Genomic DNA, 12534 nt, shown 5'->3' on the forward strand with positions numbered 1-12534 from the left:
CCAAGCGCGCCCTCAAGTGCGCTCGTATCTCTGGCTGACCTGTACCTGCACGCAGCACAACATCGCTCTCGCCACCTCGCCATGGTGTGGCCGGCATCGCTAAAGACCCTGACACTTGTCCACGCGCTTGGCACGCTGGCCAGGTGGCACGAAGGGGACAAACAAGGCGTGCGAGGGTTGCTCTTTCCGGTGAAAACGAACGCCTTCCATAGGCTCAATCACATACATTTCGACCGGCCCAGCATTCTCCGCATCGCCAACGACCTGTTCGAGGGCAATTCCGACGCGACAATCACCAGGCATATGCCGGACAAGGACCCCTTCTTCTTCTCCTTGTCAGATCGCAGCCTTCCCCAGATTCCGGGAGAGATGTTCAATCCGACCATAGGAGAACTGCTGCCACATTTCCTCGCGACTCCTGGATTCAGTGGTTGGGGGTCGTGTGACTCCCGCCTTCTTGGTCTCATCCGAGCGAAGCTCATAAGACGAGCCCATGCCAGAGCCCTGGGAACGAACTGCGCCGTTATCGGTGCACCCGCGTCAGCGCCGGATGCCCTCTTCGCGTTGGACGGCCGCATGTCTGAGAGCGAGCTTCGGCAGGCCTGCAGGGCACTCGCCAAACTCGGGGCGCCAGAGGTTGTCCTCGTGCAGGCCACCCGAGCGATACGCCTCGAAGGGTCGGGCTGGAAGGGCCGCCTCGTCCGATTCTCCCTTATGCTGGAGGAAATCTTTCGCGACAAGCCGCCTGGAGTCATTGTCGTTACAGACGATCCGTACGTCGCGTTCAGGCTAAAAGATGACCTATGGGAGCAGAACCTCAAGCGTGAGCCCGAACGGCGGTGGAACACACCTCACGAGTACAGGATTTCGGGGGTTCCAAGTAGCGTCGATGGGGATGGACTGCTGCCGGCCGGAGGTCAAGAAACGTTGCATCCCGTTCCACGCGAGTTTGACGTCCACGTCGTAGACATGGATGTCGCAAAAGTTGCTAGCAAGCTTGCTCGGATCGCCAACGCCAGTCCTGCCGGCAAGATAGCTGCAGACTCACTCGTTCAAGCCGCATCATTCCTGTCTCGTCTCGCGGCGCTCCCTTGCGGAGTTCGACACATGTCGGAATATCTCGCTGCTCCGGAAATATCGAGCAGGACACGAGCCGCATTCGACTGGCCCGCCCATCTCGGGGCGGTTCACGAGTTTGACCGCAGTGGCGGGCTGGGTGACAAACGGACCAGCGTCATGGAGTGCCTGGACCGCGGCTCAAAGCTGTTCACTAACTACTTCGAGGCAACACCGTTTGCTCACAAGCTTGCCAGCATCATCGCGCACGCGGCAGCCGGCAAGAAGCGAAACGTAACCGTGGTGTTTACCGGAGCGCTCTATCGATCCCTAGCAGAGCGATTCCTCGTCGAATACGGACAATACCCGGGTGGGCTTGCATATAACACCTTCCAGGAACGTGTGCATCTAGTGTCAGCTGCACATCTCGAGGAACATCTTGATGCGCTGCAATCCTCCAGTCTGGTCTTCGCGGGGCTCGATGAGGATAGCTTGCGTGTGCTGCTAACCGACGATCGCGTCCCCGCGCATTCGACCGTGTTGCTAACTCAACGAGCGAGTCAGTTCCTCCGCGCTACACTCAATTCCATCGTCGAGCGCATGCCGGAATTCAAATCCTACAAGCCGAGGATGGAATCCATCCTGCGCCAATTGAAGGACGTGCCCAAAGACGCCTCGGTGCTATCCACCGGGAGCTACGCCCTCCCCACTTTCCGGGTCGAGTTGTCGTCGGATGCTGTGGCTAAGGACCACGAGATACCTCAGGACTCGTGGGTCATCCGGTTCGACAACGGCAGCGTGCAGTACCGCAGAGACACAGCAGAGGTGTACGTATACGACCCTGTTTCGCAGTATGCGTCCGACGCTGGATTCAGGGCGTGCCGGGTTCGTTCACTCGAAATCGGCGACAGGATGTTTGTCATGTCGACCGAGCTACGCGAAATGGTCGAGCAAGTGCTACGCGACGCGGGCCTGCCCATTCAACAAGACAAGACGTTCGAAGCTGCCTTGCGCAGCTATCATGAACAGGTCCAAATCCATCTTGCGCAGCGATTTACCCAGATCACGCTTTCCGAGAAGGTACGTGCGATACGCGAAAAAATCCTTCAGCTCGATCCGAACCAGGAAAAGGACCTACCTGGCCCTCAAGCGATGCGTCAGTGGATTGACCTTGGCCGTTCGCCTGACACTCCTTTCGACGAACTCCGTCCACAGGCGCCGCTGCGCGAGCCAACGTTCAAGGCCTTTGCCCAAGTCCTAGGGTTCTCGCCGCTTGAAGCTGCATACCAGTGGCAGCGGGTCATTTTGGCAGTACGCAACTCGCGTCGACTGGATGGCCGCCATGTCTCGGATATCTACGAATACATGCTATTGCAGCCTGAGTCTGCCATGGCCAACTCGAACATCAAGCGTCGGACGCTGACGCAACTGTTTGATGAAGCTCGCGACAATCTGTTCACAGTCGAATACGCCGGTCCCCTAAAGGAGTCGTTGTAATGAGCCAGTCCGTTCTTCGCGCTGACCCCAACGGTATTCCGTCGACTCTCAAGGAGGCAGTCGTCGACAGTATCCTGAACCTGACTTACGCACAACTCAGTGGCCAGGGGAAAACCGGTCAATATATTTTCGGCGCCCGTCCGAGGGCGCTTTTGAACTCTGGCTTTCTGTTGCCACAGCGCAGCCCGACGGGCGACGACGAAGTAACTTCGCCCATCTGGATATCGTCCCACGGCATGCAAATGCAGCTCAATGCGGCCACCCCCTCAGTGATAACCGTGCAGCCTCGACTTTCGGTCTACGTGCGAACGCTGCCGCGAGAGGACGACCTCAAGCGACCAAACTGCAGGCCCGTTTTCATGATGCGTCAGGAGGTGGTTGCAGAGATCCAGGCGGAGCGCAACAGAAAGCTGGACGAAGAATGGGAGAAGGTCAAAGGCGCATACACATCAAGATGGAAGCATCCGGAATGGACGGCTATTCGCGAAAGGATTGTCGATGGGATCTATGCTGCAAAGGGGATCCCGAGACACCTCCTGACGTCTGATTTTCCGCCGAACGAGGTTGATCCGGAAGAGACACAACTCGACGAGACTGATTCGCCGGGTGAAACCAACCGCGAAGCGGTTGGCGTCACTGCTGGAGAGGCACTGCCAATTCGGGACGATCACTTCGAGCCACTCACAGTCCCACACAAGTGGATGAGACTTGACGTCGAACTCCCTGCACTGGAGCTCGATACCGCGAAGCCCACCGAGGCACTTCTTTTCGATATTGATACGCACGCAGCGCTGATGAATGGCGCCGTGGCAAAGCGTCTCCTCGATTGGGCCCAAAGTGACGACCCAGACAACGGCGGAAAGGCATGGGGGTATCGTCATCAATTGACGATACCTGCTAGCCAGTACACGAAGTGGTCGGACTTCCTCGGGCTTGTGCGCAGGTCACAGCTGCGCATCGCTTTGCCGCAGATCCAGTTGAACTGGGACTTGGAGTTGCACACTGACTGGCTCGATCCTTCCAAGCGTAGCTTTTTTCTCGCGCTTGAGAACGTCAGCCCCATGCCGCAGCAGCATATCGACGAGACTGAGGAAGCCGCCTTCCTTGTGTCTTTTCAAGCACGCGTTCCGATAGCGCTTCATCACCCGCTCAAACTGGAGCGCGTCGACCCTTCCTATCGATATAACAAGTACCTCACCTATCCCGCAATGGGGCACAACTGCGGTGTCGTCCAAGAGGAATCCGATGCCGAAAATCGCTTGTTGCGGACGACTTGGACGCCCCGTTACACCCAACCACGCATAATCCCGACTAGTGCGAATGGCGTTCAACGTGGAGTGCGCGCGCTTGCTGAGCCGGACGGCCTAGACGGTCTGACGCCGCTCGTGCCGGCCATGCAACAGTGGCTTGACGGACTTCCCGCGCATGTGAATCCTGCGGAAGGGCTTGAATCATCCGACACGGACGGTATCGCACGCGAACAAGAGGCATTTCGTCTAGACCAGCAGAAATGGGCTTCAGAGATGGATGCAGTAGCAACCGGCTTAAGGTGTCTTCAGGAGTCTCGCGCAGCTTGGCACAAGCGCGGGCCGCAGACCGACCCGCAAGCGATCGTCTACGAAGCGTGGCTCGCCATGAATGAGTCAATGGCCAACTTCATGAAGATCCGATTCAAAAGGGACGATAGTGAGTGGCGCCTTTTCCAGTTGGCCTTTGTCATCGCAAACATCCCCGCGTTGGCTTCACGTATTCCTGAATTCGCACACTTCTACGACAAGCGCAGAGACGACGCCGTCACGCTGCTGTACTTCGCGACCGGCGGTGGAAAATCCGAAGCGTTCTTCGGACTTCTGGCCTTCAACCTCATGTTTGATCGCCTTCGAAGGAAGAAACGCGGCATTACGGCACTCATTCGCTACCCGCTGCGGCTTCTGACAATCCAACAGGCGCAGCGATGCGCGCGCGTACTGGCGCAAGGCGAACTTGTACGCCGTCACCGCGGGTACGAAGGAGATCCACTATCCATTGGCTTTTGGGTCGGTAGCGGTGGTTCGCCGAATCGGCATAGTGCCAAGGGGGTCAAGAGTATCCCGACCGTATCCGCTAGCCCACCCACTCTGGACAACGAGCTAGCCCTCCGGGAGAAAGACTCTAAGTATTCGGCAGCGATGCGTGCATGGCGCAAATTGCCCAAATGTCCCTTTTGTGGGGGTGAAACTGCACTTCGGCTATTTGTTGACCATGGAGACCAGACGCTCGGCCACGTCTGCACAGATGTTCACTGTGACTCCAACGAGGGCCAATGGAGGGCTATGCCCTTCTACATTGTAGATGAAGACATCTACGACCTCGCGCCGTCGGTCCTCCTTGGCACAGTGGACAAGCTGGCGCTCATCGGCCACTCAGGCCGCACGATCAGGCGCATCTACGGGATGTTCGGCGTAGCGCCATGGATCAATCCGGTCAATGGGCGACTGTATGTGCCCGTTGACAACCGCGAGCTTGCCACAGGGCCCGCAGCAAAGGGCATGGAGGGAGTCTACCCCGCCTACCCTTCTGGTAAGCGCGTGTTCCATGACCCATTCCCGAGCCTCATCATTCAGGACGAGGCACATTTGCTGGACGAGTCGCTTGGCACGTTTGCTGGGCTGTTCGAATCGGCATTAGATGCCGTATTCGCGTACTTGGCGACGCCACTCGGGAGCTTGGTAACTGTAGACGACCAAGGCCACAGGCGCCGTTCGAAGGTTATCGCTGCCTCCGCGACGGTCGCCGAGCCGGAAAGACAACTCGAACACCTGTATCAACGGTCGATTCCTGCTACCCAGTTTCCAGAGCCCGGTCCGTCGCTTTACAAGTCCTTCTACTCCGAGCCGGCGGAGGCAGACGAGGTTCAGCGCCGGGCCTACCAGGATGTAGAAGTGGCCAGCAAACAGGCCCGCGTGTACACGGCTTTCATGACCAACGGTAAGCCGCACACCTCGACCAGCGTCGCAGTGCTGTCTGGCTTTCACCTCACAATCACGCGTCTATTCGACAGCCTGACGAGCGGTATCCAGCAGGAGTTCCAGGCCGGACTCCAGATGCTGGTCGATCACCTCTCCCAAGGGCCACTTCAGGGCTTGCACGCGCAGGCCCTGGTCGCCGCGAGCGCGTCGGAACTTGCCACACTCATCGATCTTCATCGTATCGCGCTGACCTATGTCACCAACAAGAAGGGTGGCGACCAAATCATGGCGGCCGAGGCAGAAGAGACGCGAAAGCGTCACCTCAATGAAGGCATTGACTTGGGAGGCTTGGACACCCGACTCATCACCGGTTCGGTGGAGCAAGGCGAAATACAGAACGTCGTGGATACCGCGCAACGCCGCGTTGCCCCGGACGAACCGCTGCCACTGCTGAGGGAGCAGTTGCGTTCAGTCATTGCTACATCCGCTATCTCGCACGGCGTCGACGTTGACGAGTTCAACTCGATGTTTTTCGCTGGTATGCCATCAGACATTGCCGAATACATCCAGGCATCGTCCCGCGTAGGTCGCACACACATCGGCTTCGTGGTATTGGTGCCAACGCCGCAACGGCGTCGCGACCGGCACATTGTGCATGTGTTCGATATTTTCCATCGTTTCCTTGAGCGTATGGTTCAGCCAGCTGCAATTGACCGCTGGGCGGAACGCGCGGTCGAGCGCGTATTCCCTAGCCTGTTTCAGGCCTATTTGTTAGGCGTGGTGCCCAGCGTTGAGCTATTTCGATTGCCGGAGTCTGAGAAAGGCAAGGTGTCCGACTTCAGCTTCATTCCCAACGTTCGACGGGAATTCAACTCTCGGGGAGATGGGTTCATAAGAGAGATTGACAAGTTCATTGAACTAGCGGTCGGGCTACGCGAAAACTTCGCTCCGGAAGGCGAAGAGCACTACCGCGGCCTAGTTGACAAACAAGCGCGCAATCTCATCGTCGACGCGTGGAGCAGCGCGCTTTGGGGCAGCGGGACGATGGACGGTTACTTCAAAGGCCAGACCGATTTGATGCTGAAACCAATGACGTCGTTGCGTGACGTAGACCTTGGAGGTGTTATCCAAGCATCAACCCGTGACGCCAGCGGCCATAAGCAGTTACCGGGCGAAATTCAATTGGTGATGGATCTCGTTCGTCATGGCGTAGGCAATAACGATGGTGCTGACAACGCACTCACCGGGGACTGACATGACAAACCGTAGAGACTTCCTCCAGAGCGAAGACGAAGAAAAGACGCTCAGCGCGCCGACTATGGTGCGTTCGCGAGGACAACTCGGCTCCGCGTATGCGCCAGGAGCGTTCTTTACCTTCGAAGGTGGATTGGGAGCGTGCATTTCCGTTCCGGACCTCTCGGCCACCGTAGACGACGCCCCCATTCAGCCTGCAACCAAAGCGCAGATCGTCCTGAGACTGCAGGAAATCTGGCAGAGCTGGTTTGCTCGAGCGTATGCCGTCGGCACGGATGAGCGTCAGATCGACCCGCGCCAGTGTCTTGACGAACCGCTTCTGCGCGGGTCCTCCGTCGTTCCAATGGGCGCAGACCGTCTGGCATTTTTGAGCCCGCTTAGGATGGGATACGCGCCCGCGCCGCTAACTTTCGTATGTAACAAGTGCCGCCTGTTCAGGCGCTTCGAATCGGCCCACGAATTGGCAGCCAACGTGCGCCAACTGAGAAATACGCAATGTGCTGACCCCGACACCAACGGGCCGTGTCAATGGCGCCAAGTAGACGTCATTTTCGTTCACTGGTCTGGTGAATGGATGCCAGTCACTCCCGGCCGTTGGGAGTGGGATGACCGGAATAACGCCCTTAGGCTCAACGGCGAGGATTGCAAGGTCTGCGGGGGGCGCTCCTTCAAGCTCAATACCGACTCGCCACGCATCGGCCAATGGCACTTCTACTGCGCCAATCCAACTTGCGGTCACAAAGGGTCAAACGAGTGGCGCCAGAACGATCCATTCACTACCGAAATCTTCCGAGACAGAGCCAGCACGCGCGTGGGTGAACGCCGTATGGAGGCCATCTCGTATCGAGCGTCATCAGCTTACTACGCGCAGTCGGAGCAATTTGTCCTATTCCCAGAGTCGGAGCATCAGCTCCTCATGATGCTCGAACCGCAACGCCAGGCAGACCTCGCTGCTTTTATTGGCACCCAGTTCCGATTCGGGGGCGAAGAACTCACTGCGGATGACATGAAATCAGCATTGTTGGCGGCAGGCCAAGAGAGCGAGTGGCAGTCGTATGAGAATTGGTCAAGCATGTTGAACATGGCCCGCAAAGGGGGAGACGCGAAAATTCAGGAGATGGCAGAAAGCGAGCTTAAGAAGCTTGTGACGAGATGGACCGCCGGCGACTCTCCGCTCGTGCGGTCAAGCATCGACCTCCCTCCGACTGTCAACGCGCAACTTGCGTCGCGTAGTGAATACACCAGCCGTTTCGACCCATTTGTCCTCGCAGTCGAGCATGAAGCACTAAGCAGAGGAAAACTGTTGGCCCCCCGCGATGGCAGTCGCGCGAAGTTCGTGCGATTCAATCATCTCGACAAGGATCTTGCTCCGAAGGATGCGACCACGAAGGCTACCCAGGAAGCCGAGACGCAGGTACTGATGAATAAGCTCGGCATGGCCGATCTCGGCCTGATTCGCGAGTTCGACCTGTGCCGCTTCACCCATGGATATACGCGTGTATCGGCGATACCGACACTTAACAAGCGTAACCAAAACGTCCCCGTCCGCTTAAGGCTGTTCGACCCGCTGCGCAATGGGAAGCGACCGATCTACGTCGTAACGCAAGCGAACGAGGCGCTGTATGTGAGGCTTAACCCAGTAGTGGTGTATCAGTGGCTTCAGGCCGTCGGCGTACTGGATTTGCCAGTCTGGGATGAGCGTGCGACTGTAAAGCTCGGTGGCAAGGTGCTGGAGACGGCGCACCCGTTCGGCCGCTACTTCGCTCTTCTTAAGGAGGGTGACGCGTCGACCTATCGCTATGTGTACACGCTCTTGCACACCTACGCGCACGTGATCATGAAGAACGTGGCCGAACTTTCCGGACTCGACCTGGGCTCAATGGGCGAGTACATCTTCCCATTGGACTTGGCATTCGTGGTCTATAGGAATGGCACGACAATGGACCTGGGAAATTTGTCGTCACTCTGGCGCAACCAGAACAATCGTTTCCTCTCCCGCTTGCTCAACGCTTCTACGCATCGCTGCAACTCCGGACGGCTCTGCGACACGGCAGGAGGTGCCTGCCCGGACTGTATCATGATCCCCGAGACATCGTGCATCGCACAAAATCAGCTTCTTTCTCGTGCCGTGCTGAAAGGCGGCCCGCCACCACGTGAAGATGCAACGCACAAAGGGCAGCGGATCACTGGTTTTCTCGACGTCGTAAATTCCGTCAACGGTGTGACTTGATGAGCACCGTGGGCGACCACCACCCGGCTTGAGGTGGCGGGTCGCTCCTTGACCTACCAGCGCGATGAGGGCTTGATCCGGGATCTACCTCCATGCAGGAACAACAACTACCGTAATCTAAGCGAGTATGAAGTATTTGTTGCAATCCACCACATCCCTGATTCAGTTACGGGGATTTCCTCGACTGACATTCCCCCGCGTTTAGTCCGGACCGCAGTTAGTAGTGTAGTGGTCCAATGATCGTGGACACCTCTAAAGGGGATAATTCTCCAACAGAGGTGAGAGATGAGCAGACGGAACCTGACCGAGCAGTTCAAGGCCGAAGCGGTGCAACTGGTGGTCGCCCAAGGCTATTCGTTTTCGAAAGCCTGCCAGGCGATGGGCGTAGGCGACACAGCGCTCAGGCGGTGGGTCGCGCAATGGCGTGCGCAGCAGGCTGAGCCACCGCGCGACGAGATCCAGGTCATTGCCGACCAGCGACGCATCCGGGAACTGGAAGCGCGTGTCATCGCGCTGGAAAGGGAGCGCGAGATACTAAAAAAGTCCACGGCCTTCTTCGTCAAGGAAATGGATCGCTCCTCGAAGTGATCCACTCGCTGAAGAAGGCCTGGCCGGTCAGTCTGATGTGCCGGCTGCTGGGGGTGGCGCGAAGCAGCTACTACGCGTTTTCCCATCGCCCACGCAAGACAGGTACGCCTGCCGCACTGCTCAAGGCCATGCGCCAGCTTCATCAGGAAAGCCGGTGCAGTTACCGCAGTCGCAGGATGGCGCTGGCGCTGCGCCAGCAGGGTCACGCGATCGGACGTTACCGGGCGCGCACGCTGATGCGCAAAGCGCAACTGGCCGTCATCCGACGCCGCACGCATCGGTATCGCAAGGCCGACGGCGAAGCGATCGTTGCGCCCAATCTGCTCGAACGCCGGTTCGGACCGGAAGAGTCCGATCGCGTCTGGGCGGGCGACATCACCTACATCAGAACCCGTCAGGGCTGGTCGTATCTGGCCGTCGTGATGGATCTGCACTCGCGGCGGATCGTGGGATGGGCGTTCGCCACGCAGGCCGATACCGAACTGGTCATCCGGGCGTTACAGCAGGCACGCCGCAGCCGGTGCCCTGGCGCGGGATTGATGTTTCACTCCGATCAGGGTTGCCAGTACACCAGCGAGCGATTCGTGAATGAACTGAAGGCAAACGGAATCGTTCAGAGCATGAGCCGCAAAGGCAACTGCTGGAACAACGCAGTGGTCGAGCGCTTCTTCAGAAGCTTGAAGAGCGAATGGATCGGTGAGCAGGAGTACGGCAGTCATGAACTCGCCAGACTTGATATCACCGGCTACATCGCTGGCTTTTACAACTATCGTCGTATCCATTCGGCGGCTAACAACCTGCCGCCCGTGCGTTACGAAACAATGACTGATTGAAAATCCCTTTCGCGGTGTCCAAAAGAGGTTGACCACTACAAGTCGCAATCGTGCATTCGGCGCATACCGTCCGCTATACCGTCATTTTGCGGCACACAACGGCCCGGCCGTCTCCGGAATCTTCAAAAATTTTCTTCTATATCAATGACTTACAACGAAACGATCAATAAAGAAACCTTTATATCAATCATCGCAAGTCATTGATTTTATTAAGAATTTTTTACCGCTTATTCCCACTCAATCGTCGCCGGCGGCTTCCCCGACACGTCATACACCACCCGATTGATCCCCCGCACCTCATTGATAATGCGGTTCGACACACGACCCAGCAGCGCGTAAGGCAGATGCGCCCAATGCGCCGTCATGAAGTCGGTGGTCTGCACGGCACGCAGTGCCGTCACATAGTCGTACGTCCGGCCATCGCCCATCACGCCGACCGACTTAACCGGCAGGAACACCGCGAACGCCTGGCTCGTCAGGTCGTACCACGACTTGCCGACCTGCGACGCGTCGCAAATGCCGGCCGCCGCGTCCTGCTCGCTGGCGATCGTCGAGCGCAGTTCCTCGATGAAGATCGCGTCGGCGCGGCGCAGCAGATCCGCGTAGTCGCGCTTCACTTCGCCGAGAATCCGCACGCCGAGGCCCGGGCCCGGGAACGGGTGACGATAGACCATCTCGGGCGGCAGGCCGAGCGCCACGCCCAATTCGCGCACTTCGTCCTTGAACAGGTCGCGCAGCGGCTCGAGCAGCTTCAGGCCGAGCGTTTCCGGCAGGCCGCCGACGTTGTGGTGGCTCTTGATCGTGGTGGCCTTCTTCGTCTTCGTGCCGCCCGATTCGACGACGTCCGGATAGATCGTGCCCTGCGCCAGCCACTTCGCGTTCGACAGCTTCTTCGCCTCGGCCTGGAACACCTCGACGAACTCGCGGCCGATGATCTTGCGCTTCGCTTCCGGATCGGTCACGCCGGCCAGATGGCCGAGGAACTGATCCGACGCATCCACGTGCACGACCTTCGCGTGCAGGCGGCCCTGGAACATGTCGAGCACCATCTGCCCTTCGTTCAGGCGCAGCAGGCCGTGGTCGACGAACACGCAGGTCAGCTGGTCGCCGATCGCGCGATGGATCAGCGCCGCGGCCACGCTCGAATCCACGCCGCCCGACAGGCCCAGAATCACTTCCTCGTCGCCCACCTGCTCGCGGATCAGCTTGACGGCTTCCTCGATGTGATCGCGCATCACCCAGTCGGGCTTCGCGCCGGCGATCTCGAGCACGAAGCGTTCGAGGATCTGGCGGCCCTTCACGGTGTGTGTGACTTCCGGGTGGAACTGCACGGCGTAGTAACCGCGCTCCTCGTCGGCCATCGCCGCGATCGGGCAGCTCGGCGTGGACGCCATCAGCTTGAAGCCCGGCGGCAGTTCGCCGACCTTGTCGCCGTGGCTCATCCACACCTTCAGCATGCCGTGGCCTTCGCCGGTGGCGAAATCCTCGATGCCGTTCAGCAGGCGCGTGTGGCCGTGAGCGCGCACTTCCGCGTAACCGAATTCGCGGTGGTCGCTCCATTCGACCTTGCCGCCGAGCTGCACGGCCATCGTCTGCATGCCGTAGCAGATGCCGAGCACCGGCACGCCGAGATCCCACACGGCCTGCGGCGCGCGCAGCTGGTGATCTTCGTAGGTGCTGGCGTGGCTGCCGGACAGGATCACGGCCTTCGGCGCGAACGCGCGGACGAATTCGTCGGTGACGTCGTTCGGGTGGATTTCGCAGTAGACGTGCGCTTCACGCACGCGCCGCGCGATCAGTTGGGTGACTTGCGAACCGAAGTCGAGGATCAGGATTTTGTCGTGCATGGCTGCGGACGCGAAGATAAACAAACGGGTAAGAAAAGCAGCGCACGCGGCGCTGCATCTGAATCGGAAACCATTCGGGCGCAAGGCCCGGCGAACGCCACGCGAGGATGGCGCCCGGTCAACCGTGGAACGGCGGCTTCGGGGGGGCGCTGCGATCGGCTGGCGTATCGGCAGCGGAACCGGCTGCCGACGGCGCGGCATACGACGGCGACGGCGCGATGGCCGATGCCGCCCGCGCGCCGCCAATGCCCGGCTCGACGCGCGTGGCGGCCGGCTGCGGC

General features: G+C 58.9%; 5 protein-coding genes. 4 read left to right on the forward strand and 1 reads right to left on the reverse strand.

Annotated features, from left to right (window positions below; all coding sequences use genetic code 11):
• Positions 1–81 precede the first annotated feature (81 nt).
• The 4 genes from G3N92_RS11390 to G3N92_RS11405 all read left to right on the forward strand — a co-directional run bounded on the left by G3N92_RS11390 (position 82) and on the right by G3N92_RS11405 (position 10406).
• On the forward strand, positions 82–2553 hold the full coding sequence (locus tag G3N92_RS11390; RefSeq protein ID WP_206127572.1) for a hypothetical protein: 2472 nt from the start codon (positions 82–84) through the stop codon (positions 2551–2553).
• Complete coding sequence (locus tag G3N92_RS11395) at positions 2553–6755, forward strand: DEAD/DEAH box helicase family protein (RefSeq protein ID WP_206127573.1); 4203 nt, start codon at positions 2553–2555, stop codon at positions 6753–6755. Before G3N92_RS11390 ends, G3N92_RS11395 begins: the two co-directional genes overlap by 1 nt.
• On the forward strand, positions 6724–8985 hold the full coding sequence (locus G3N92_RS11400; RefSeq protein WP_241014732.1) for a hypothetical protein: 2262 nt from the start codon (positions 6724–6726) through the stop codon (positions 8983–8985). Before G3N92_RS11395 ends, G3N92_RS11400 begins: the two co-directional genes overlap by 32 nt.
• 285 nt (positions 8986–9270) lie before the next feature.
• Positions 9271–10406 (forward strand): IS3 family transposase gene (locus tag G3N92_RS11405; protein WP_241014733.1). Its coding sequence is split into 2 segments (ribosomal slippage): positions 9271–9529 and positions 9529–10406, totalling 1137 coding nucleotides; the frame shifts between segments, so codons are not numbered across the junction.
• Between the two features lie 227 nt (positions 10407–10633).
• Here the strand turns inward: G3N92_RS11405 and guaA are convergent.
• The gene (gene guaA, locus G3N92_RS11410) at positions 10634–12253 is read right to left on the reverse strand and encodes a glutamine-hydrolyzing GMP synthase (RefSeq protein WP_206127574.1); all 1620 of its coding nucleotides are present in this window, start codon (positions 12251–12253) and stop codon (positions 10634–10636) included.
• Positions 12254–12534 lie beyond the last annotated feature (281 nt).

The sequence above is a fragment of the Burkholderia sp. Ac-20379 genome (assembly GCF_017104645.1).
Lineage (GTDB): Bacteria > Pseudomonadota > Gammaproteobacteria > Burkholderiales > Burkholderiaceae > Burkholderia.

Coding starts and splice junctions, on each gene's coding strand:
- G3N92_RS11390 (WP_206127572.1), top strand. CDS start 82: ATGGTGTGGCCGGCATCGCTAAAGACCCTGACACTTGTCCACGCGCTT.
- G3N92_RS11395 (WP_206127573.1), top strand. CDS start 2,553: ATGAGCCAGTCCGTTCTTCGCGCTGACCCCAACGGTATTCCGTCGACT.
- G3N92_RS11400 (WP_241014732.1), top strand. CDS start 6,724: ATGGTGCTGACAACGCACTCACCGGGGACTGACATGACAAACCGTAGA.
- guaA (WP_206127574.1), bottom strand. CDS start 12,253: ATGCACGACAAAATCCTGATCCTCGACTTCGGTTCGCAAGTCACCCAA.